The organism is Pseudomonas paralactis (assembly GCF_001439735.1).
GTDB lineage: Bacteria > Pseudomonadota > Gammaproteobacteria > Pseudomonadales > Pseudomonadaceae > Aquipseudomonas > Aquipseudomonas paralactis.
Map to the genome: position 1 here is coordinate 413,477 of NZ_JYLN01000002.1, position 23,267 is coordinate 436,743.

The 23,267-nt window shown below is 60.5% G+C and carries 16 protein-coding genes; 10 read left to right on the forward strand and 6 right to left on the reverse strand.

The window, feature by feature from the left end; translation table 11 throughout:
• Positions 1 to 44: 44 nt before the first annotated feature.
• A complete protein-coding gene (locus TX23_RS06115; protein ID WP_057701441.1) occupies positions 45 to 671 on the reverse strand; it encodes a Pr6Pr family membrane protein in 627 nt (208 codons plus the stop codon).
• A 4-nt stretch (positions 672 to 675) separates the two neighbouring features.
• Entirely contained in the window at positions 676 to 909 is a 234-nt protein-coding gene (locus TX23_RS06120) for a VF530 family protein (RefSeq protein WP_003188882.1), read from the reverse strand.
• A gap of 172 nt (positions 910 to 1,081) precedes the next feature.
• Here TX23_RS06120 and TX23_RS06125 point away from each other — a divergent pair, with 172 nt between their 5' ends.
• From TX23_RS06125 to TX23_RS06140, 4 genes are all read left to right on the forward strand, one after another.
• The gene (locus tag TX23_RS06125; RefSeq protein ID WP_057701442.1) at positions 1,082 to 3,100 is read left to right on the forward strand and encodes a TonB-dependent receptor; all 2,019 of its coding nucleotides are present in this window, start codon (positions 1,082 to 1,084) and stop codon (positions 3,098 to 3,100) included.
• Between the two features lie 481 nt (positions 3,101 to 3,581).
• Positions 3,582 to 5,999 (forward strand): glucose/quinate/shikimate family membrane-bound PQQ-dependent dehydrogenase, encoded by a 2,418-nt coding sequence (locus TX23_RS06130; RefSeq protein ID WP_057701443.1) that lies wholly within the window; start codon positions 3,582 to 3,584, stop codon positions 5,997 to 5,999.
• A gap of 177 nt (positions 6,000 to 6,176) precedes the next feature.
• On the forward strand, positions 6,177 to 7,022 hold the full coding sequence (locus TX23_RS06135; protein ID WP_057701444.1) for a 2OG-Fe(II) oxygenase: 846 nt from the start codon (positions 6,177 to 6,179) through the stop codon (positions 7,020 to 7,022).
• 34 nt (positions 7,023 to 7,056) lie between these two features.
• Positions 7,057 to 8,481: a pyridoxal phosphate-dependent decarboxylase family protein gene (locus tag TX23_RS06140; RefSeq protein ID WP_057701445.1), complete on the forward strand. Its 1,425-nt coding sequence runs from the start codon at positions 7,057 to 7,059 to the stop codon at positions 8,479 to 8,481.
• Positions 8,482 to 8,497: 16 nt separating this feature from the next.
• On the opposite strand, the gene TX23_RS06145 is transcribed toward TX23_RS06140, so the two are convergent.
• Entirely contained in the window at positions 8,498 to 10,834 is a 2,337-nt protein-coding gene (locus tag TX23_RS06145) for a putative bifunctional diguanylate cyclase/phosphodiesterase (protein WP_057701446.1), read from the reverse strand.
• Positions 10,835 to 11,185: 351 nt separating this feature from the next.
• Here TX23_RS06145 and TX23_RS06150 point away from each other — a divergent pair, with 351 nt between their 5' ends.
• The 6 genes from TX23_RS06150 (at position 11,186) to cmoB (ending at position 20,278) form a co-directional block, all read left to right on the forward strand.
• Positions 11,186 to 14,701 (forward strand): YncE family protein, encoded by a 3,516-nt coding sequence (locus TX23_RS06150; RefSeq protein ID WP_157243909.1) that lies wholly within the window; start codon positions 11,186 to 11,188, stop codon positions 14,699 to 14,701.
• A gap of 176 nt (positions 14,702 to 14,877) precedes the next feature.
• Positions 14,878 to 17,298: an endopeptidase La gene (lon, locus tag TX23_RS06155; protein WP_057701448.1), complete on the forward strand. Its 2,421-nt coding sequence runs from the start codon at positions 14,878 to 14,880 to the stop codon at positions 17,296 to 17,298.
• Positions 17,299 to 17,498: 200 nt separating this feature from the next.
• Complete coding sequence (locus tag TX23_RS06160; RefSeq protein ID WP_057701449.1) at positions 17,499 to 17,888, forward strand: protease inhibitor I42 family protein; 390 nt, start codon at positions 17,499 to 17,501, stop codon at positions 17,886 to 17,888.
• A 1-nt stretch (position 17,889) separates the two neighbouring features.
• Positions 17,890 to 18,546, forward strand: coding sequence for a lysoplasmalogenase (locus TX23_RS06165; protein ID WP_057701450.1), 657 nt, complete (start codon positions 17,890 to 17,892; stop codon positions 18,544 to 18,546).
• 35 nt (positions 18,547 to 18,581) lie between these two features.
• Positions 18,582 to 19,325 (forward strand): carboxy-S-adenosyl-L-methionine synthase CmoA, encoded by a 744-nt coding sequence (cmoA, locus tag TX23_RS06170; protein WP_057701451.1) that lies wholly within the window; start codon positions 18,582 to 18,584, stop codon positions 19,323 to 19,325.
• Complete coding sequence (cmoB, locus tag TX23_RS06175; protein ID WP_057701452.1) at positions 19,322 to 20,278, forward strand: tRNA 5-methoxyuridine(34)/uridine 5-oxyacetic acid(34) synthase CmoB; 957 nt, start codon at positions 19,322 to 19,324, stop codon at positions 20,276 to 20,278. The genes cmoA and cmoB overlap by 4 nt, the downstream gene beginning before the upstream one ends.
• Before the next feature lie 136 nt (positions 20,279 to 20,414).
• On the opposite strand, the gene tadA is transcribed toward cmoB, so the two are convergent.
• The 3 genes from tadA to pdxJ form a co-directional block, all read right to left on the reverse strand.
• A complete protein-coding gene (gene tadA, locus TX23_RS06180; RefSeq protein WP_057701453.1) occupies positions 20,415 to 20,915 on the reverse strand; it encodes a tRNA adenosine(34) deaminase TadA in 501 nt (166 codons plus the stop codon).
• Positions 20,915 to 22,297 (reverse strand): multicopper oxidase family protein, encoded by a 1,383-nt coding sequence (locus tag TX23_RS06185; RefSeq protein ID WP_057701454.1) that lies wholly within the window; start codon positions 22,295 to 22,297, stop codon positions 20,915 to 20,917. Before TX23_RS06185 ends, tadA begins: the two co-directional genes overlap by 1 nt.
• Before the next feature lie 224 nt (positions 22,298 to 22,521).
• A complete protein-coding gene (pdxJ, locus tag TX23_RS06190; RefSeq protein WP_057701455.1) occupies positions 22,522 to 23,265 on the reverse strand; it encodes a pyridoxine 5'-phosphate synthase in 744 nt (247 codons plus the stop codon).
• Positions 23,266 to 23,267: the final 2 nt, after the last annotated feature.

The following is a 23,267-nucleotide window of genomic DNA, read 5'->3' on the forward strand; positions in this document are numbered from 1 at the left end:
ATGCTATCGCAGGCAAGCCAGCTCCCACCTTAATGGTGCTCACTTTAAATCGAGGGTGATTTGAGGCGCTTGTCCAGGCCAACGATCACCAGCCCAATGACGATAAACCCTGCCAAAATCCCTCCGGCATTCACAAACACTTGTGGATAACCGAGGCTGTCCACATCCATGAACGGGTACTGATACTGCCCGAGCATATGCCCCCGCAGCAGCACATAACCGAAGTACACCAATGGGTAGATCACCCAGCCGGCAATGTGTTTGAGCCGCAACGTACCCTTGGGCACACACCGCCACCAATACACCACAAACGACAACGGCATGACGTCGTGCAGCAATTCATCGGCGATAAATTGAAAGCCTTGCGGGCTCCACAAATGCCGCAGCAGCAGGTTGTAGGCCAGGCTCACCACCACAATGCTCGTGGCGATCCCACTGCTGACGCCAGGCCTGAGGAAAAACCGTTTGGCGGCAGATTCGCGAGTCACCAGCGCATAGCTGAGCACCACGACCACCAGGGTGTTGGTCAATACGGTGAAAAAGCTCAGGAAGCTGACCAGCCCGCCCAGCAGGCTGGCGCCGATGGACCAGCGCGAATACAGAATCAGGTATTGCTGGATCGCCAAGCCCACCCAACCGGCGAGTGCGGCCGTTGCGACAAAACGCTTCATGGGCTCAGTCCAGCGGGCGTTTGGTCCGCATCAGCTTGACGTACAACCCTTCGACTTTTTCCCGCGCCCAGGGCGTCTTGCGCAGGAAGGTCAGGCTCGACTTGATGCTCGGGTCGCTCTTGAAGCAGCGGATATCAATACGCTCGGCCAGGCCGCTCCACTCGTAATGTTCCACCAGGGTGGTGAGCACGTGTTGCAGGGTCACACCATGGAGCGGGTCGTTGCTTGTCGCGGTCATGCCAGGCCTTTTGCAAAAAGAGGAAACACAGCCGCGCACCTTAGCCGACGAGGCGTGCAGGTGGAAGCATCGCATTGAATATAGCCCGTCAGGAAAAGTTCCCCCTTTCCCGCAAAAAAAGAGATGTTATATTGTAACTTTACTTATCAGAAGTTTTGCCTAGGAATCTCCGATGTCTCTGCCTTCCCTCTGGCGTTTGTCTCCCCTCGCCACTGCCTTGCTGATCGGCGCTCAAGCCCATGCCCTGGAACTGCCTCCCCAGGTTGTTACCGGCAACCCGCTGGGCAGCGCACAACTCGCCTCGCCCACCACCGTGCTGGAAGGCGATGACCTGACGCTGCAACAAAAAGGCAGCCTCGGTGAAACCCTGAACAAGCAGCCGGGCGTGTCATCTTCTTACTTCGGCCCGGGCGCCAGCCGCCCGATCATTCGCGGCCAGGATGGCGACCGCATTCGCATCCTGCGCAACGGCGTGGGCGCGCTGGATGCCTCGTCGCTGTCTTATGACCACGCGGTGCCGCTGGACCCGATCAATGTCGACCGCATTGAAATCGTGCGCGGCCCGGCGGCCTTGCTGTACGGCGGCAGCGCCATCGGCGGCGTGGTCAACACCTTCGACAACCGCATCCCCACCGAGGCCATCGAAGGCATCCACGGGGCGGGGGAACTGCGCTACGGCGGCGCCGACACCACCCGCAGCAGCGCCGGCAAGCTGGAGGCCGGCAACGGCACCTTCGCTTTGCACCTGGACGCCAATGCGCGGGAATTCAACGACCTGAAAATCCCCGGGTATGCCCGCAGCCGCCACGCGCCGGAGAGCGAAAACGGTCCCGGCAAAAATGGCCGCCTGGGTAACAGCAACGGGCGTCAGGACGGCGGCGCGGTGGGTGGCTCCTACACCTGGGATGATGGTTACGCGGGCCTGTCCTACAGCAACTACGACAGCAATTACGGCTCCCCCGCCGAGCAGGATGTGCGCATCCGCATGAAGCAGGATCATTACGCCTTTGCTTCCGAGATCCGCAACCTGCAGGGCCCGTTTACCTCGGTGAAGATCGACGCGGGCTACACCGATTATCAGCACCGCGAAATCGAAGGCGGCGAAACCGGCACGACCTTCAAGAACAAAGGCTATGAAGCCCGGGTGGAGGCGCGTCACCAGCCCATCGGCCCGTTCGATGGCGTGGTTGGCGCCCAAGTGACCCGCAATGAATTCTCGGCCCTGGGTGAAGAAGCCTTTGTACCGCAGACCGATACCAACGCTGGCGCCCTGTTTATCCTGGAAGAGATGCAAGCCACCGAACGCTTGAAACTCAGCCTCGGTGCGCGCCTGGAACACACCAACGTCGACCCGGACGGCAAGGGCAATGCGCGCTTTGCCAATGCGGATAAATCCAGCGACTTCACCGCAGGCAGCCTGTCGTCCGGTGCGGTTTATACGCTGACGCCTGTCTGGTCCGTGGCCGCGACGCTGGGCTACACCGAACGCGCCCCGACCTTTTATGAGCTGTATGCCAACGGCGCCCATGTCGCCACCGGCACCTATGAGTTGGGCGATGCCAACCTGAAAAAGGAAAAGGCCGTGTCCAGCGACCTGGCCCTGCGTTTTGACAATGGCACCCACAAGGGCAGCTTTGGCGTGTTCTACAGCCGCTTCTCCAACTACATCGGTTTGCTCGGCACTGGCCGTACGTTGAACGACGAGGGTGAAGAAGACGCGAGCGGTATTCCCGAGTACGGCTATTCCGGCGTGCGCGCACGTTTCGCCGGCTTCGAAGCCCAGGATCACTGGAAGCTCGGCGAAGGTGCCTACGGCAAGTTCGCGCTGGAACTGTCGGGCGATTACACCCGCGCCACCAACCTGGACACCGGAGAAGCCTTGCCGCGCATTGCGCCCCTGCGTTTGAACAGCGGCTTGCTGTGGGAACTGGATCGCTGGCAGGCGCGTATCGACGTGGAACATGCCGCAGGCCAAGGGCGCGTGCCGGATAACGAGAGCGGCACCGACGGCTACACCACCCTCGGTGCCAGCGCGGGTTACCGTTTCAATGTGGGTGGCAGCCAGTGGCTGGCGTTCGTCAACGGTGAAAACCTGACCAACCAGACCGTGCGCTATGCCAGCTCGATCCTGCGCGACATCGCCCCAGCGCCTGGACGCAGTGTGCAGTTCGGTATCCGCACCACCTTCTAATCATCACCGCAAATCCTATATGGGAGCGGGCTTGCCCGCGAAAGCGCTGGGTCAGTCAACATCACTGTTTGCTGGACCGACGTCTTCGCAGGCAAGCCAGCTCCCACATTTGATCGTCGTCGCGTTGAGCATTGCGTTCGCGTGACTGATCGGTATTGCAGCGACTATCTGTCACTGTTACCAAAACTGAAATGATGCATCTTGCGATTCACCCTTTCTCAAAACGCCCCGCCGCATTATCCTTCGCAACAATCTGAAACGCTTCACCTCCCGGTCGACCCCATTTGCCGAATCTCTTCTTGCACAAAGACAGCGCTGTCTTGAATCGACCTGCGCCAGGGGATTGATTGCCCGCCTGTGGATAACCCGGTTATCCACAGAAAAAACCAAAAATAACGATGAACCAAGCCCGAGCCGAATCGTCATCTACAGTGAGTGAAGCACGGGGTTACATAATTCCAACGTAACGGAGAAACACACTATGAGCACTGATGGTGCCTCAAGCCCAAGCCGCCTGTTGCCCAGGCTGCTGGGGGTCTTGCTGCTGATCATGGGGCTGGCCTTGCTGGCCGGTGGCGTCAAGCTGAGTATGCTCGGCGGGTCGCTGTACTACCTGCTGGCCGGTATCGGCATTGCCCTGACCGGCGTATTGCTGCTGGCCACCCGCCGCGCCGCGCTGGGCCTGTATGCACTGGTGTTGTTCGCCAGCACCGTGTGGGCCTTGTGGGAAGTGGGCCTGGACTGGTGGCAACTGGTGCCGCGCCTGGCCCTGCTGTTCGCCCTGGGCATCGTCATGCTGCTGCCGTGGTTTCGTCGGCCATTGCTGCGTGGCCAAGCCGCGCCGCTGGGTACCGGCGCACTGAGCGTGGCCGTGGTGCTGGCGGGCGCGACCGCCCTGGCCAGCCAGTTCACCAACCCAGGTGAAATGGTCAAGACCGGCCAACTGGACCGCGACGCGGTACCGGGTATGGCCAGCGCTGCGCCAACCCAGGCCGATGGCGACTGGAACTCCTATGGCCGCTCGGCCTTTGGTGACCGTTATTCGCCGCTGGCACAGATCACCCCGGAAAACGCCCACAAGCTGGTGCCGGCGTGGACCTATCGTACTGGCGACATCCCAGGGCCTAACGACCCGGGTGAAACCACTGCGGAAAACACCCCGCTGAAAGTCAACGGCATGCTCTACGTGTGCACGCCGCACAGCCAGGTGATCGCACTGGACCCGGACACCGGCAAGGAAATCTGGCGTTTCGATCCGAAGATCAGCAGCCAGGGCGCCGAGAACTTCAAGGGTTGGGCGCACATGACCTGCCGTGGCGTGTCGTACCACGATGACGCTGCCTACGCTTCCGAGCAGAGCCCGACCGGCAGCGCCAGCCCGGCTGCCGCACCGACTGCCTGCCCGAAACGCATTTTCGTGCCGACCGCCGATACCCGTCTGATCGCCCTGAACGCCGACACCGGCAAGATGTGCGAAGACTTCGGTGACAAAGGCCAGGTGGACCTGCGCGCCAACATCGGCAGCTTCGCCCCAGGCGGTTACTACTCCACTTCACCACCGGCCGTGACCAGGAACCTGGTGGTGATCGGCGGTCACGTGACTGACAACGTTTCCATCGACGAGCCGAGCGGCGTGATCCGCGCGTTCGACGTGCACACCGGCAAGCTGGTGTGGAACTGGGACAGCGGCAACCCGGACGACACCACCCCGTTGGCCGAGGGCAAGACCTACACCCGCAACTCGCCGAACATGTGGTCCATGTTCGCCGTGGATGAAAAACTCGGCATGTTGTACCTGCCGATGGGCAACCAGATGCCCGACCAGTACGGCGGCGACCGTACCGGTGACTCCGAGAAATATGCAGCGGGCCTGACCGCTCTGGACATCGACACCGGCCATGTGAAGTGGACCTTCCAGTTCACCCACCACGACCTGTGGGACATGGACGTGGGCGGCCAGCCTTCGCTGATCGACATCAAAACCGCTGACGGCGTCAAGCAAGCGGTGATGGCATCGACCAAGCAAGGCAGCATCTACGTGCTGGATCGCAGCAACGGTCAGCCAGTGGTTCCGATCAACGAAATCCCTGTACCGCAAGGCGCAGTGGCTGGCGATCGCACCTCCCCGACCCAACCCAAGTCCGACCTGAACTTCATGCCGCCGCCCCTCAAGGAGCGTGACATGTGGGGCGTGACGCCGTTCGACCAACTGATCTGCCGGATCGACTTCAAGTCAATGCGCTACGACGGCCCGTTCACCCCGCCGTCGCTGCAAGGCTCGATCGTGTACCCAGGCAACTTCGGCGTGTTCGATTGGGGCGGCATCTCGGTTGACCCGGTGCGCCAGATCGCGTTCGTAAACCCAAGCTACATGGCGTTCAAGTCGAAACTGATCCCGGCTGCCGACATCGCCAAGCAAGGCCCACGCGTCAGCGAAACCGAAGGCGTGCAGCCGAACAAAGGCGCGCCGTACGGTGTGATCCTTGAAGCACTGCTGTCGCCGATGGGCCTGCCGTGCCAGGCGCCAGCGTGGGGCTACGTGGCAGCGGTCGACCTGACCAACCACCAGACCATCTGGATGCACAAGAACGGCACCGTGCGTGACAGCTCGCCGGTTCCGATCCCGCTGACCATGGGCGTGCCTAGCCTGGGCGGTACGTTCACCACCGCCGGTGGCGTCGCGTTCCTCAGCGGCACCCTGGACCAGTACCTGCGTGCCTATGACGTGAAAAACGGCAAGCAACTGTGGGAAGGCCGCCTGCCAGCAGGCGCGCAAACCACCCCGATGACCTACACCGGCAAGGACGGCAAGCAATACGTGCTGGTCATGGCCGGCGGTCACGGCTCCCTGGGTACCAAACAGGGTGACTATGTGATGGCGTTCAAACTGCCGGATTAAGCAGCACCGGCGGTAAAACAAAGGCGGCTACCTGATGGTAGCCGCCTTTTTTTCGTCCCTGAAAACCGCCACGCCAGGAAAAATCCCGCTTGCACCCTGCCCGTTGAAACTAATTTAGTGCGCACCCCCTGCGTAATACCTGGGTGCACGGATGACATTCAAATGGAGCTTTTCACTATGACGGACCATAGCGCTGTAAAACCAACCCCCTGTATTTCGGCGAAAATCCTGGAGCTCGAACAACTCGACAGTCCAGGTTTAAGCAAATTGATCAGCGGGCAAGTGCTTGCCATTCGAGTACCCGACTTCGCCAACGAAAAAACCAGCGCACGGCTGATTCACAGCATCAGCGAAACCGCCACGCTGGAACAATACAGCCACGAAACCTACGAGGGCGGGCACGTCGTACAGCATTTCTATGGCGTGCATCGCTGGGGCACGCCGTTCAATTCCACCTACGGCAAGGCCGCGGGCAGTGAAGCCCAACGCAAGTATTACGCTGACGCCGCGCATATGCGCAGCCTGATCGACCGCATTTGCGCCCCGCAACAACCGCCGATTCAAGCCTTGATGCAGCAGCTCCAGGCGATTTGGCCGCAAGGCGCGGTCGCCGCCGCCTTCCAGGGCCAGCCGATGTTTTGCGGGATTATCCGCGCCATGTTCCCCGAGACCGCGCACCTCTCGGAAACCGTTCCCCACGTGGATTGCCTGCCCCGCTCGGTCGCCGAACTGGAGCAGCAATTGAGCGCCAATATCTACCTGCAAACGCCGCCTTCGGGAGGCGAATTGATCATCTGGGACACCCCAGCGTTTGCCTACGATGAGGTCAAACGTTTCGAGGGTGCCCAATTGCCCGAACAGCGCTTGCAAACGCCGTTGCGTATCCGGCCGCGCAAAAACGAACTGGTGATCATCAACACACGCCGCCCCCACGCCATTTGCGGATTCGATTCGGGCACACGCATCAGCATGCAGTCGTTTATCGGCTATATCCCGGGCGAACCGTTTTACTTCTGGTGCTGATACTTTTCTCGCGCTTGCCAATGGACACTTCTATATGACCCCCGAAGAATTCCGCCGCCATGGCTACGCCATGATCGACCTGATCGCCGACTATCGCCAAAACATCGAGCAACGCGGTGTGCAGCCCACCACCCTGCCGGGCGAGATCAAAGCCGCCCTGCCGGTGAACCCGCCTGACAGCGCCGAACCGTTCGAACAGATCATGGGCGACGTCGAAAAGCTGATCATGCCCGGGCTGCTGCATTGGCAGCATCCGAGTTTTTTTGGCTTCTTCCCTTCCAATGTGGAGCTGTCGTCGGTGCTGGGCGATTGCCTGAGCACCGGCCTGGGTGTGGTGGGCTTGTCCTGGCAATCCAGCCCGGCCCTCACCGAAATCGAAGAAGTGACCACCGACTGGCTGCGCGACATGCTGGGCCTGAGCAGCGCATGGAGCGGCGTGATCCAGGACTCCGCGTCCACCTCCACCCTGGTGGCGCTCATCAGCGCCAGGGAGCGCAGCTCCGATTACGCGCTGATGCATGACGGCCTGCAAAACAGCGGCGCGCCTCTGATCGTGTACACCTCAGCTCACGCCCATAGCTCGGTCAACAAGGCGGCGATCCTCGCAGGGTTCGGCCAGAACCATATCCGCACCATCGCCACCGACCCACACAATGCAATGTCGCCCCAGGCGTTGGCGCACGCCATCGAACAGGACCTGGCTGTCGGCAACACACCCTGCGTGGTGATTGCCACCACCGGAACCACGGCCGCCATGGCGATCGACCCTCTGGATGCGATTGGCGATGTGACCCAACGCCACGGCGTGTGGCTGCACGTGGACTCGGCCATGGCCGGCGCCGCGATGATCCTGCCGGAATGCCGGGCACTGTGGCAGGGCATCGAAAAAGCCGACTCCCTGGTACTCAACCCACACAAATGGCTGGGCGCAGCCTTCGATTGCTCGGTGTACTTTGTGCGCGACTGCGAACATCTGATTCGCATCATGACCACCAACCCGAGCTACCTGCAGTCCAGCGCAGACGGCCAAGTGCGAAACTACCGTGACTGGCGGATCTCCCTGGGCAGCCGTTTTCGCGCCTTGAAGTTGTGGTTTCTGATACGCGAGCAAGGCGTCAGCGGCCTGCAAACGCGGCTGCGGCGAGATCTGGCCAATGCGCGCTGGCTGGCAGAGCAGATCGAAGCCACTGAGCACTGGGTATGGGTGGCTACGCCCGCCCTGCAAACCTTGTGCATCCGTCATGAGCCGCCGGGGTTGGAAGGCCAGGCGCTGGATACTCACACCCGAGCCTGGGCAGAAAAACTCAACCAGTCAGGCGATGCCTACGTCACCCCCGCCCTCCTCGATGAGCGCTGGATGGTGCGGGTGTCTATCGGTGCACTGGGCACCGAACGCCAGCATGTCGAACGGTTGTGGGCGCGATTGCAAACCTTGGTCGCTGAAACGCTGCCAAAGTAGCCCACAGTTAAACTGTCTAGGTTGGCACACGCGCACGCCGCATCCAGCGCTCGAACGCCATGGCATTGAGTGGCCGGCTGATCAGGTAGCCCTGGGCCGTGTCGCACTGCCAGCGCTTGAGCAGGGTGAGGCTGTGCTCGAACTCCACACCCTCGGCCACAACCTTGAGGCCCAGGTTGTGGCTCATCTCGATGGTGGAACGCACGATCACGCCGTCGCCGCTGGTGCTGTCGAGGTTGCGCATAAACGACTGGTCGATCTTCAGCTCCTGCACCGGCAGGCGCTGCAACTGCGCCAGCGATGAATAACCGGTACCGAAGTCATCCACCGACAGGCTGATGCCGCAGCCACGCAGTTGTTCCAGCACGCTGAGGGCTTGTTGCGGGTTGTGCATGATCGCGCTTTCGGTGATTTCGAAAATCAGGTGCTCGGCGCTCACGTCGTATCGGATCAATAGCGCAGTGACGCGAATGGCCAGGTCGTCATCGGCCAGGTCGTTCACCGAGATATTCACCGACAGTTGAATCACCAGGCCACGCAGCGCCCATTCGGCAATCTGGCGGATGGCCTCTTCAATCACCCATAAGGTCAGGGGCCCCATGCTGCCGGTGCGTTCGGCCAGGGGAATGAACTCGGTGGGCGACACTTGCCCAAGGGTCGGGTGTTGCCAACGCAGCAAGGCTTCGGCCTGGCCCACATGGCCGTGCTTGAGGTCGAGCTTGGGCTGATAGCACAGGAACAACTCGCCTTCGATCACCGCCCGGCGCAGATCGCGAATCAGGGTAATCTGGCGTTGGTAAGCCAGGTCACGATCAGGCTGGTAGATCTGCAAATGCCCCGGCATGGTGGCCGCGTCATGCCGAGCGATGGCGGCGCGATTGATCAGTTCCTCGACCTGCTGGCCGTCTGCGGGGTACGCGGCAATGCCGATGCTCACTTCATGGCGCACTTCATCGTTGCCGATGCGCTGGGGTTGGGTCAGCAGCGCGTACACGCCGTCGGCACGGGCGACGGCGGAGTCGATTTCAGTGTTTTCCAGCAACAGCAGAAACTCACTGCCGGCAATGCGCGCGGCGGTGTCGCTGGCCAGCAGGCTCATGGACAGGCAGCGGCTGGCTTCGCAGAGCATTTCTTCCACACCCTGGGGGCCGAAGCCTTCGTTGATGACCCGATAGTTTTCAATCCCCAGGTACAGCAACACCACCGGCCGCCGCGCACTGATCGCACTGCCCAGCCGCTCCATGGCCAGGGCGCGATTGGGCAGGCCGGTGAGCGCATCATGCAAGGCGTTATGGGCCAACTGTCGTTCGCGCACGGCGATGCCGCTTTGCATGGCATTGAAAGCGCGGGCCAACAGGCCGAACTCATCGTGGCCGCGCACCCGCACCGGCGTGTGGTAGTCACCGGCGCCGATCCGCTCGGCGGCCTGCACCAAAGCATTGAGCGGGCGTGATACCCGCCGCGCTAAAAATAACGCAGCCACCAGCGAGACCAACAACACCGCCACGGCAATCAACATAAATTGCCGGTCCAGCGGTGCGAAGGATTCCAGGGCGTGGTCCAGCGGGCTTTGCAGCAGCACACGCACTTCATCGCCTTCACCGCTATTGGCCAGGGGCAACACCTGGCTGAGCACGCGCTGGCCGTGGAACAGCTGGACCCGCGCCTGCGGATCGATCGACGTGCCCAGCAACAGGTCGATGACGCTCGGGCGCAAACTGCCAGGCTGGGTGGTGAAGAGCTGCCCAACATGGCCGCCGTGTACGCTGAGGAACGACACCTCAAGGTTGCTCATGGAACGCAGCTCATGGGCAAATTGCGTATCCATGGGAAAGCCCATGATCACCCGGGCGATGGGCGCGGGTTCAAGGACTTCCTTCTGCACCAGCAAATAGGGGCGCCCGGCCATGGCGACGATCAACATTTGCTGGCCGCTGCGGCGCGCGCTGCGCAATGCACCGGCATAGGGGAACGCCTCCCCTCGCTTCATCGCCAGCAAGGTACTGACCATGATCTTGTCATCCAGGCCCAACACAAACACTTCGCTGGAACTGACCCCCGTACCATGGCGCCCCAGAGCCTCCAGGATCGGCACCGTCGCACCACCGGCCACCGCCTGCTTGAACGGGCCATCGATGGTGAGCCAATCCAGGCCGTATTGCAGGCGGCGGCCGCGCAGGTCCAACAAGCGCTCGAACACCTGCCGCCCGGTATCCAACTGCACCTGGGCCTGGTTCTCCACGGCGCGGGTAGTGGCGGCCTTGACGGCAAAATAGGTAGCCGCCACGACCACCAGCAACAACAGCGCGAGCACCCCGGCAATCCGGGTTTGAAAGGTGTGGCGCCACTGCAATGCGGTAACTGCCGGCCGCGCTCGGCGTTCTGTGCGGTGCCTTCCTTGTGTCATACGCATCCCAGTCGGCTGGCGTCCAAGCGTCAAAAAAACGTCTTATCGTATCGAGATTTTTATGTAAGCAGATTAGCTGGGACCACCAGGAAGTAAACCTAGTAAACACTGGAGTTTTCAAGTCATTTTTTTGACCTTGACGCGGTATGGCTGACATGAGACCGGCCATACCGTCTGTCGGCACTGTCAGTTCTCACAGCTAGGCAATTTGCGTAGCAAGAGCCTTGAATAAAGCTGCCGCTCGACCTGAAGCGATGATGGGTCGCGTGCCCAATCTACTTTTATCAGGTACTCGTCATGACAAACGATCTGCTACCCACGGTGTCCGCTGCGCGCCTCTCAGCTGACCGCCTGCCCAATGCACCGGCTCACCAGAATGCCGGCGCCACATTACCCTTCAGCGACCTCGACCTGATTATCCCCAATCTTACCGCCATTGCAGGTACCGACGGCGCCCTGAATAACGCCGCATTGACGGTGAACGCCGTTGGGGTAATTTGCATCCTCCTCGCCTGGGCCGAACAGGCGGCGGGGGACTTTGTCTACCTGGAACTTAACGGCATAGAAGTGGATCACTACACCGTCACCGACGATGATGCCATGCAACGCAAGCATGTGAAGTTGGCCATAGAGAGCGTCAGATTCATCGACCAGGCCGATAATATCTTGCAAGCCTTCGTCAGACGCCTGAGCGGTACGACTGGCCACACCAAGGCGTTCAGTATCTGGGTGGATACCAAAGCACCTGGCGGTCGTGACCCTCAAGTCAGTACGCCGCTTATCAACGAAAACCTGGCAGGTATTACCTTCGAAGATACAACTATTGAGGCCTTTGGCGTCGTAAACCCTGCGGATGCGCAAAAAGGCGTCAAGATGATCATCGATAACTACCCGGTAAACCGGGCAGTGGATCAAGTTCATCACCGCAAAGAAGGCGATGTGATCTATATCAGCATTGGCGGTGTGTTCGTCACTCACAGGGTGACCAGTTTTGAAGCTTCCCGCACCGCCCCTATCATTATTACCGTCTACAACGGCACCTGGCTGCAAGTAACGCCGGGACCCAACATTCTTGAGTGGTTCGTAAAGGATAAGGCCGGAAATCAATCCATCGGCTTTTCCATCCCCAGGCTCATACAAAACAGGACCGGTGGCGGAACCGTACCGCAACTGATAGAGGGTCATGTTACCGAGTCTGAATACGATGCCGACACGGACGAGGAATACATCGACACGGATGTGCACACCGATGATCTGAATTTTGAAGTACCGTTAAGAGGCCATGGGTGGCAAGTCAACGACCAGATACAGGTCACTTATTCAGGGCTGACAAATAACGGGGAGCGTCTGGACCACACTGAATCTCATTGGGTGTTGCAGCCTAACCTGGTTCGCGTATTGATCCGTTTGCCATTCAACAACTTTATAGAACTCCTGGGGGGAGGCCGTTTGTTGGCTTTCTATGAACGGGTCCGCTCCAACGAGCTCAACACCCCGTCCAATGCTGTCATTTACAGTATTCGTGGCAAAGCAGTGGACAATCGCCGCCCGGCGCCGCAAGTACGCAACCTGGAGAATGGTGCGCTGCCCGAAATCGACCCGGTTAGCATTATCGTGCCCGGCACTCGGCTGGGCGTGAATGACAAGGTCGACCTGGTCATTGAAGGCAGAACCACTACAGGCGACGTTGTGTATGAAAGCTTCAGCGAGTTTTCGCAGGGTTTGGACATTGACTACTTGTTGGACTACAGCCTGTTTGAGCCGCTAAAGGGTTCCACTTTCACCGCCTATTACATCGTTAATAACGATGCCGCCAATCCCTCGCAATCGATCACCATACCCGTCGGTAATATTTCAGTCTTGCTTCCGCCCCCCAGATCACCGGAGGCACCTGCGCCAGACCACCAATTTGACGAACTCATCAACAAAGGCAATCTCAGAGTGCTGGTCGATCCCCACTCAAGCATCTCGCTCAATGATGAGGTAAGGGTGGTGGCGACAGGCAGTAAGCCTGGCGGCAGTTTTACGTTTGCGTGGCTGAAAGTGACCAGCGCGTGGTTTGGCTTCCCCCTGCCTTTCACACTTGCCCGTGCTATCGTCCTGGCCAATAAAGGAGCCATCGTGGCGCTGCACTGGGAAGTCCGCACGCTGCCTACGGATACCCCGCGCAAGTCCCTGCCTTTGGTTGTCAAAGTGGGGGCGGCGCTGCAACTGACCGAATGCCCGACGTTGCTGGAAGCCACCCAGGTGTCGCCATGCACCATGCGTCTAAATCCCCTGAACGTATGGACGCCATCGCCCCGCATCACTACGTTGCGGGTCAGGTACCCCATGCTGGGGAGTGACCTTGTGACCCTGCGCATCGAAGGAAAGCCCGGCGTAGGCACGCCCAATATCCCAAGCAAACCCGGTATTCCCGACGCGGGTCATGACTACATTACATTCGCCCCGTTAAGCGACTATGTCGCGGCCTATGTGGGAGAGACGTTTACGGTTCACTTTGACGTGCTGCGCGACGGCATCACGACTCAATCTCCTCGACTGACCGTCGATGTGGACAGTTTTTCTGCGCAAACGCTGAACCTGCTGAGCGTACCCGAGGCGGTAAACGGGGTGATCAATCCCAACGAGGCCAACTCGGTACAAATCAGGGCCTGGCCGTTTTTCCGCGCAGGCCGCGCGGTGGGGATCAACCTTTACAGCACCACCGACCTGGCGCTGCGGCGCGCGGTTGATGTAACACCGGCGGAAGTCAGTGCCGGGCGTACGCTTGATCACATACCTGCCGAGTATTTTGAAGGCTTTGCCGATGACACCGAAGTCCGCGTGGAAGGCTGGGTATCGTTGGATGGGTATAACTGTGAGGAAACAGCTCAGCACTTTAACGTGGCTACTTATCGGATACGCAGGACTGGGGGGGAGATTGTTCGGGAGTTTGACGTGGGGAATGGGCCGACTTATATCGTGGCCAGTCTGGACGGTAAGAAGGTTTGCGTGGCGAATGGGCGTACGCCTTCGATTTCCGTAATTAATCTGGAGACTGATGAAGTAAGAACCGTGAATACGGTGGGATCTGTTATTAATGGGTTGGCGTTACATCCTTCGGACTCGAGGCTGTTTTTTTCGGTGGCAGGGGCTTCCATTGCGCAAAACACTCCAATCCTTGACATCAGCAACTTCACTTTCCGTTATCCGCACTGGCATGATCGGGGCACTCAGGCAATATGCCTAAATCCAGCAGGTACGCTTCTACTTATAGGTAACGTTGCCAATCCCTACATCTTTTATTGGAATGCGGTAAACGAACGTCACGAGGGAATTTATGTTCTAGGCCAAATCGTATCTAGAGCAATAACAACTAATCCGCAGGGAACTGCACTATTTTCTATAGCCGATAAGACCGAACGATTTAGAATCAACTCCAATGCTCGCACCCACACCGTCGATAACAATGGGCTTGCGAGTGCACTTGCCCACTCTCCGCTATTCGCTCCCCTCGAACGGCTGTTTGTATGTGTCCCCAACTTGGGAAAAGTGAACATCTACAACACATACAACGATGACCTTACTTTCGTTAAATCCCTCACCGGACTTGCCACCCCACGAGGCGTCGCTTTCCACCCCGTTAAACCATTGGCTTACGTGACCGAGTTCGCCAGCAACACCGTCCGAATCATCGACACCACGACCGAGGAACTGGTTGGAAGTATCCCCGGTTTCAATCAACCCACCGGCCTGGCCTGCAGCGCAGACGGCAGATACCTGTACGTCTGCAACTTCGGCAACAACACCGTGGCCGTGGTCAACGTGTAAGCCCCCAAAAATGCCGCGTCTGTCTCAGGACGCGGCATTCAAACGCTCTACAGCGCCGGAGGCCATCTGCGCCATGCCCGGAAATCTCATGCAATATGTTGCTATCTCACCCCCACCATTGAAACCACCGCTCCCCCGCCCCATCTAAGCTGCATACTCCCTTATGCAGGTGCCCCATGAGCGACCAGCAAGACGTCCCTGATTACGACCTCAACGATTACGCCGACCCCGAAAACGCCGAAACCTCCTCGTCCAACACCGGCCTGGCGCTGCCTGGGCAGAACCTGCCGGACAAGGTCTACATCATCCCGATCCACAATCGGCCGTTTTTCCCGGCGCAAGTGCTGCCGGTGATCGTCAATGAAGAGCCATGGGCCGAAACCCTGGAGCTGGTGAGCAAATCCGAGCATCACTCCCTTGCGCTGTTTTTCATGGACACACCGCCTGAAGACCCACGGCACTTCGACACCTCGGCCCTGCCGCTGTACGGCACCCTGGTGAAGGTGCACCACGCCAGCCGCGAGAACGGCAAGCTGCAATTCGTCGCCCAGGGCCTGACCCGCGTACGCATCAAGACCTGGCTAAAGCATCACCGCCCGCCGTACCTGGTGGAAGTCGAATACCCGCATCAGCCCAGCGAGCCGACCGACGAGGTCAAGGCGTACGGCATGGCGCTGATCAATGCGATCAAGGAACTGCTGCCGCTCAACCCGCTGTACAGCGAAGAGCTGAAAAACTACCTCAACCGCTTCAGCCCCAACGACCCGTCGCCGCTCACCGACTTCGCCGCCGCGCTGACGTCGGCCACCGGTAACGAGTTGCAGGAAGTGCTGGACTGCGTGCCCATGCTCAAGCGCATGGAAAAAGTGCTGCCGATGCTGCGCAAAGAGGTCGAAGTGGCGCGCCTGCAAAAAGAGCTGTCTGCCGAAGTGAACCGCAAGATCGGCGAGCATCAGCGCGAGTTCTTTCTCAAGGAACAGCTCAAGGTCATCCAGCAGGAGCTGGGCCTGACCAAGGACGACCGCAGTGCCGATGTCGAGCAGTTCGAGCAGCGCCTGGAAGGCAAGGTGCTGCCGGCCCAGGCGAAAAAGCGCATTGATGAAGAACTGAACAAACTGTCGATCCTGGAAACCGGCTCGCCGGAATACGCCGTCACGCGCAACTACCTGGACTGGGCCACCTCAGTGCCATGGGGCGTGTATGGCGCCGACAAACTCGACCTCAAACACGCACGCAAGGTGCTGGACAAGCATCACGCGGGCCTGGATGACATCAAAAGCCGTATCCTCGAATTCCTCGCCGTCGGCGCCTATAAAGGCGAAGTCGCCGGCTCCATCGTGCTGCTGGTGGGCCCGCCGGGTGTGGGCAAGACCAGCGTGGGCAAATCCATTGCCGAGTCCCTCGGCCGGCCGTTCTACCGCTTCAGCGTCGGCGGTATGCGCGATGAGGCCGAGATCAAGGGCCATCGCCGCACCTACATCGGCGCCCTGCCCGGCAAGCTGGTGCAGGCCTTGAAAGACGTGGAAGTCATGAACCCGGTGATCATGCTCGACGAAATCGACAAGATGGGCCAGAGCTTCCAGGGCGACCCGGCATCGGCGCTGCTGGAAACCCTGGACCCGGAGCAGAACGTCGAATTCCTCGATCACTACCTGGACCTGCGCCTGGACCTGTCCAAAGTGCTGTTCGTGTGCACCGCCAACACCCTGGACTCGATTCCCGGCCCGTTGCTGGACCGCATGGAAGTGATTCGTCTGTCGGGCTATATCACCGAAGAAAAAGTCGCCATCGCCAAGCGCCACCTGTGGCCCAAGCAGCTGGCAAAAGCCGGCGTCGCGAAAAACAGCCTGACCATCAGCGACGGCGCCCTGCGTGCATTGATCGACGGTTATGCGCGGGAATCCGGGGTGCGGCAGTTGGAGAAGCAACTGGGCAAACTGGTGCGCAAGGCGGTGGTCAAGCTGTTGGATGAGCCCGACAGCGTGATCAAGATCGGCAACAAGGACCTGGAAAGCTCCCTGGGTATGCCGGTGTTTCGCAACGAGCAAGTGCTGTCCGGTACCGGTGTGATCACAGGCCTGGCCTGGACCAGCATGGGCGGCGCCACCTTGCCGATCGAGGCGACGCGTATCCACACGCTCAATCGCGGCTTCAAGCTCACCGGGCAATTGGGTGAAGTGATGAAAGAATCCGCCGAAATCGCCTACAGCTACATCAGCTCGAACCTGAAGTCGTTTGGCGGTGATCCGAAGTTCTTCGACGAAGCCTTCGTGCACTTGCACGTGCCGGAAGGCGCCACCCCCAAAGACGGCCCGAGCGCCGGTGTGACCATGGCCAGTGCGCTGCTGTCTTTGGCGCGTAACCAGCCGCCAAAGAAAGGCGTGGCGATGACCGGCGAACTGACGCTGACCGGGCATGTACTGCCGATTGGCGGGGTGCGTGAGAAAGTGATCGCGGCGCGGCGCCAGAAGATTCACGAGTTGATCCTGCCGGAGCCCAACCGTGGGAGCTTTGAAGAGCTGCCGGAGTATTTGAAGGAAGGCATGACGGTGCACTTTGCCAAGCGGTTTGCGGATGTGGCGAAGGTGCTGTTCTGATAGAGCTCTAGCGCCTGAACCGGCCTCATCGGGGGCAAGCCCCCTCCCACAGGGGACCGGCGTCGTGAATGACAACGCGGTCAAATGTGGGAGGGGGCTTGCCCCCGATGGCGTCAGTGGCCGTAACACACGTCCTGCTTGTCACACCCTGTCTCATCTTCGGTTATGCTCGCCCTTCGTCGTGTATAAACGGAGCCTTCATGACCGCTGCCCGCCTGCTTCTCCCCTTGAGCCTTGCCCTGCTGGCCGCGTGCGCCAGTGCGCCAAAGCAAAACGTCACCGTGGACAACCAGAGCGCCTGCCCGCTCCTGCTTAAAAACGGGCAAAACCTGATCCTCACCCTGCCCAGCAACCCCACCACCGGTTACCGCTGGGCCATCCAGGACTCCGCCGGCGGCGTGTTGCGCGCCTTGAGCCCCGAGGTCTACAGCAGCACCGAATCCGGCGTGATCGGCGGCGGTGGCCAATCCACCTGGCGCTTCCAGGCATTCGCCCCAGGGCAAGGCCGTTTGCGCCTGACCTCCCAGCAACCCTGGGAGCCGGAAGCCGAACCCGCCGAGACCTTTGACTGCGCCATTACGGTGAACTGATATGCCGTGGCTGATCCTTGCCTTGATGGGCGCCGGTACCTTTATCTACGGCCTGGCGACTCACGCGACGCTGCTGTGCCTGTTGGTGAAGCCGCTGCCGGTGCTGGCGCTGCTGGGTTGGCTGCATGACGCGCCGCCCACTGAGTATCGACGCTGGATCAGCCTGGGGTTGATTTTTTCCGTGGTGGGCGACGTATTGCTCGCCTGGCCGGGGGATTTGTTTATCTTCGGCCTGGGTGCGTTTTTGTTTGCGCATCTGGCCTACCTCAAAGCCTATTTCAGCGACTGCCGGCGCTTGGCACTGTTGCCGCTGATGCTGGCCCTGGGGGTGGGGGCGGTGCTGCTGAGTATTCTGATTGCCCATGGCTTGGGCGACCTGCTGATACCGGTGGTGGTTTACGCGCTGGTGATCAGCGCCATGCTCTGGCGAGCATTGGCGCGTTTGGGCAGCGAGGTGCCGAAACGCTCGGCCCTGCTGGCGGCGGCAGGTGCAATATCGTTTGTGATTTCCGATACGCTGATCGGCATCAACCGCTTTGTTGTCGCCTTCGAAGCCGCGCCGTATTGGTTGATCGCTACCTACTGGCTCGGGCAATGGGGCATCACCGCCTCGGCTTTCCATCAGACAACCCGCGCATCCGACGAGCAACTTGGCTAAAATGCCGGCCTTTCCCCCTCGTCGCCGGAACAACCGTGAGCAAAGAACCCGATCGCCTATTCGCCCAGCCCCTGCCCCAGGTGCCGGACTTCGCCTTTAACGAGGATGTGGTGCGGGTGTTCCCGGACATGATCAAGCGTTCGGTGCCGGGTTATCCGACCATCGTCGAGAACCTGGGCGTGCTGGCCGCGCAATTTGCCCAACCGGGTAGCGTGCTGTATGACCTGGGCTCGTCCCTGGGCGCCGTGACCCAGGCCCTGCGCCGCCATGTGCGCACCGATGGCTGCCGGGTGATTGCGGTGGATAACTCGGCGGCGATGGTCGAGCGCTGCCGCGAATACCTCAACGGCCAGGACTCGATGTTTCAGGAGTTGCTGCCGGTCGAGGTCATCGAGGGCGATATCCTCGCGCTGCAATTTAAGCCCGCCTCGGTCGTGGCGCTGAACTTCACCCTGCAATTTATCGCTCCCGATGAACGCCTGGCCTTGCTCGGACGTATCCGCCAGGCCTTGCTGCCAGGCGGTGCGTTGATCCTTTCGGAGAAGCTGCGCTTCAACGACAGCGAGGAGCACGCGCTGCTGACCGACCTGCATATCGCCTTCAAGCGCGCCAACGGCTACAGCGAACTGGAAATCGCCCAGAAGCGCAGCGCCATCGAAAACGTCATGAAGCCCGACAGCCTCGAAGAACACCGCGAACGCCTGCTGGCGGCCGGGTTTTCGAAAGTCGTGCCGTGGTTCCAGTGTCTTAACTTTGCCTCGTTGATTGCCTTGCCATGATTGATTTGTCTCCCCTCGCCCGCCACCTGGTCGGCACTCCTTTGGCCGTATGGGCCCAGGGCCTGCAAGCGCAGCTCGACAGCAAGATGGAAAAAGGTCATGGCGACCTGGAGCGTTGGCAGAGTGCCTTGGACGCGCTGCCGAAGATCCAGCCCAGCGAAGTCGACCTGTTGAACGGCCTGGTGCTGGACACCGACTGCGACGACCAAACCCGCGCACAGATGCACACGGCACTGATGGGCCTGAGCCCGTGGCGTAAAGGTCCGTTCCATCTGTTCGGCGTGCATGTGGACACCGAATGGCGTTCGGACTGGAAGTGGTCGCGGGTAGCACCGCACTTGAACTTGAAGGGCAAACGCATCCTTGATGTGGGCTGCGGCAACGGCTACTACATGTGGCGTATGCTCGGCGCGGGGGCCGACAGCGTGATCGGCGTGGACCCAAACTGGTTGTTCTTCTGCCAGTTCCAGGCGGTGCAGCGTTACCTGTCCGAACCCAAGGCCTGGCACCTGCCGTTCCCGTTCGAAGACTTGCCGGCCAATCTGGAAGGCTTCGACACGGTGTTCTCCATGGGCGTGTTCTACCATCGCCGCTCGCCGATCGAGCACTTGCTGGCGCTCAAAGACACCCTGGTCAAGGGCGGCGAGCTGGTCCTGGAAACCCTGGTGGTGGAAGGCGATCAGCAGCAGGTGCTGGTGCCGGAAGACCGTTATGCACAGATGCGTAACGTGTGGTTCCTGCCCTCGGTGCCGGCGTTGATGCTATGGCTGCGCCGCGCCGGGTTCAGTGAGGTGCGGTGCGTGGATGTGAGCGTGACCACCGTTGAGGAACAGCGCGGGACCGAGTGGATGAAGTATCAGTCGCTGAGTGACTTTCTTGATCCGAATGATCACAGCAAGACCATTGAAGGGCTGCCGGCACCGATGCGGGCGGTGATCATCGCTCGCAAATGACCCCCCTCTCGTCCTGAAAAAATGAAGATCAAAGGTGGGAGCTGGCTTGCCTGCGATAGCTATCTGTCAGCCAACGGCTCAGTGGCTGATACACCGCGATCGCAGGCAAGCCAGCTCCCACAGTGGTTTCTCAGTGTCAGTTAGAAGGTGGCTTGGCTCGTCGGGCTTTGAAGAACTCGCTCAGGACAGCCCCACACTCCTCGGCCAATACCCCGCCTTCAAACAACACCCGATGATTCAGAAAGCCCTGGGTAAAAAACTGCCCCTGGCTCTGCACAATCCCGGCCTTGGGCTCCAGTGCGCCGTACACCACCCGCGCAATCCGCGAATGCACGATCAACCCCGCGCACATGCTGCACGGTTCCAACGTCACATAGAGGGTGCTGCCCGGCAGGCGATAATTGCTGATCGCCTGGGCGGCAGCGCGGATCGCGACCATTTCGGCATGGGCGCTGGGGTCGTTGCCGCTGATTGGGCAGTTGAAGCCGCGGCCGATGATTGCACCGTCCTGCACCAGCACCGCGCCCACCGGCACTTCGCCAAGCGCAGCGCCTTGGGCGGCAAGGGCCAGCGCTTCGCGCATAAAGTCCTGGTCGCGGCTGCGGTCGATAATCGCGGTGGGGCGAATCTGGCGCATCACGCCACCTCAATCGCGGCCATCAGGCCGGTTTCCATGTGGTCGATCACATGGCAATGGAACATCCACACCCCCGGGTTATCCGCCACCAACGCCACGCGGGCGCGTTCGTTCTTGCCCAGCAGGTAGGTGTCGGTGAAATACGGGATGACCTTGTGGCGGTTCGACGCGATCACCTTGAAGCTCATGCCGTGCAGGTGGATCGGGTGCTGGTACTGGGTCATGTTCTTCAGTTCAAAAATGTAGCTCTTGCCCTTCTCAAGCCTGGCAATCGGGCGGTCGGCGCAGGTCTTGTCGGTGATGTCCCAGGCCTGGCCGTTGATCTGCCACAGGCTCGGCGGCTTGCCGTTTTCGACATTGACCGACACCGAACCGACCCATTCGAAATTGAAGTTGAGTTTCTCGGCATTGGCCAGGTCCGGTTCGGCAACCGGGTTGGCCGGCAATGCCGGGGGCCATTCGGTGGGCGCGTCGGTATTGGCCACCGAACGGAAGGTGCCCAGGCGCACCGGGCCGTTGCGGATCGACAGCTCTTCACCCGCTGGCGGCGCCTTGATTGCCAGGCAGATGCGCATCCCCGGGCCCAGCCAGTATTCCTTGCCCAGCGGGCGCGGCTCGATGGGGTTGCCGTCCAGCGCGTAGATCTGCGCTTCGACGCCGGGGATGTTGAGGCGATAGGTCAGGGTGTTGTCGAGGTTGAGCAAACGCACGCGAGTGATTTGCCCGGCTGGCAGGTCGATGACCGCCTGGGGAACGCCATTGATAGTGGAGAGGCGCCCGGCAGTGCCGCCACGTGCCGCTTCACGGGGGATGCTGAACTCGACAAACGCGCCCTCTTCGTCGATGTGCCAGTTCTTCAGGCTCAAGGTCCGTTCGTATTTGAAACCGGTGGGTTCACGCTCTTCCACGATCAACGGGCCAACCAGGCCACGGCCCAGTTCTTCGCTGCTGCTCACGTGAGGGTGATACCAGTAGCTGCCGGCATCGGGCACGCGAAATTTATAGTCGAAGTATTCGCCAGGCAGCACGGGCAATTGCGAGACGTAGGGCACGCCGTCCATCTCCAGCGGCAGGCGGATGCCGTGCCAGTGGATGGTGGTGGCGACCGGCAGATGGTTGATGAAGCGCACCCGCAGCCATTCGCCTTGGCGCACGCGCAACTCGGTACCCGGTGCCGAAGGGCCGAATGCCCAGGCCTGGGTCTTGTGCCCCGGCACCAGTTCTACGTCCAGGGGGGCGGCAATCAGTTGGTAGTCGCTTCCTGCGTTGGCATCGGCAACCTTGCCCAGCCAGTAGCGATAGGCGCCACCGGCGCCCACACCGACCACTGCCAGGCCGGCAAGGCCACCGAGGATCTGTCGACGGGAAAACGATTGGGACACAGCAACCTCACGTATCTACCGCAGGCCAAGGCCCGCAAAGGGCAGATACGATACACCTGCGTCGCCTAAACAGTAAGGCTTCGCATTGCCGCATGCCAAAAACGCCGACGACTCATCATGTGGGAGCTGGCTTGCCTGCGATTGCAGTGGGCCAGCTACGAATGCGTCAACTGACACTCCGCTATCGCAGGCAAGCCAGCTCCCACAATGATCTTCATCGTTTATCAGTGCTTGGCAGCGGCCAGAATCAGGGCTTTCATCTCGGCCACGGCGCCTTTGAAACCGACGAAAAGCGCGTGCGCGACCAGCGCATGGCCGATGTTCAGTTCGTTGATGCCCTTGATCGCGGCCACGGCTTCGACGTTGTGGTAATGCAGGCCATGGCCGGCATTGACGATCAAGCCTTCGTTGAGCCCGCAGTTCACGCCGTCGATGATGCGTTGCAGCTCGTCGGCCACTTCGGTCGGGGTGGTTGCATCGGCATAACGACCAGTGTGCAGCTCGATCGCCGGGGCGCCCACACGGCGGGAGGCTTCGATCTGGCGCTCGTCGGCGTCGATGAACAACGAGACTTCACTGCCGATCTTCGACAGGCGCTCCACCGCGGCCTTGATCCGCGCTTCCTGGCCGCCGACGTCGAGGCCGCCCTCGGTGGTCAGCTCCTGACGAGTTTCGGGCACCAGGCAGATATGCGCCGGGCGAATGCGCTCGGCGAACGCCATCATTTCTTCGGTGACGCCCATTTCGAAGTTCATGCGGGTTTGCAGCACGTCCTTGAGCAGCAACACATCGCGCTCCTGGATGTGGCGGCGGTCTTCGCGCAGGTGCACGGTGATGCCGTCGGCGCCCGCTTCTTCGGCGTCCAGCGCGGCCTTGACCGGGTCGGGGTAACGGGTGCCCCGGGCCTGGCGCAGGGTGGCGACGTGGTCGATGTTGACGCCAAGAAGAATGCGATTGCTGGTGGTCACGG

Excerpts from the sequence above, each read along its gene's own strand:
- TX23_RS06115 (WP_057701441.1), bottom strand. The coding sequence starts at position 671 with ATGAAGCGTTTTGTCGCAACGGCCGCACTCGCCGGTTGGGTGGGCTTG.
- TX23_RS06120 (WP_003188882.1), bottom strand. The coding sequence starts at position 909 with ATGACCGCGACAAGCAACGACCCGCTCCATGGTGTGACCCTGCAACAC.
- TX23_RS06125 (WP_057701442.1), top strand. The coding sequence starts at position 1,082 with ATGTCTCTGCCTTCCCTCTGGCGTTTGTCTCCCCTCGCCACTGCCTTG.
- TX23_RS06130 (WP_057701443.1), top strand. The coding sequence starts at position 3,582 with ATGAGCACTGATGGTGCCTCAAGCCCAAGCCGCCTGTTGCCCAGGCTG.
- TX23_RS06135 (WP_057701444.1), top strand. The coding sequence starts at position 6,177 with ATGACGGACCATAGCGCTGTAAAACCAACCCCCTGTATTTCGGCGAAA.
- TX23_RS06140 (WP_057701445.1), top strand. The coding sequence starts at position 7,057 with ATGACCCCCGAAGAATTCCGCCGCCATGGCTACGCCATGATCGACCTG.
- TX23_RS06150 (WP_157243909.1), top strand. The coding sequence starts at position 11,186 with ATGACAAACGATCTGCTACCCACGGTGTCCGCTGCGCGCCTCTCAGCT.
- lon (WP_057701448.1), top strand. The coding sequence starts at position 14,878 with ATGAGCGACCAGCAAGACGTCCCTGATTACGACCTCAACGATTACGCC.
- TX23_RS06160 (WP_057701449.1), top strand. The coding sequence starts at position 17,499 with ATGACCGCTGCCCGCCTGCTTCTCCCCTTGAGCCTTGCCCTGCTGGCC.
- TX23_RS06165 (WP_057701450.1), top strand. The coding sequence starts at position 17,890 with ATGCCGTGGCTGATCCTTGCCTTGATGGGCGCCGGTACCTTTATCTAC.
- cmoB (WP_057701452.1), top strand. The coding sequence starts at position 19,322 with ATGATTGATTTGTCTCCCCTCGCCCGCCACCTGGTCGGCACTCCTTTG.
- tadA (WP_057701453.1), bottom strand. The coding sequence starts at position 20,915 with ATGCGCCAGATTCGCCCCACCGCGATTATCGACCGCAGCCGCGACCAG.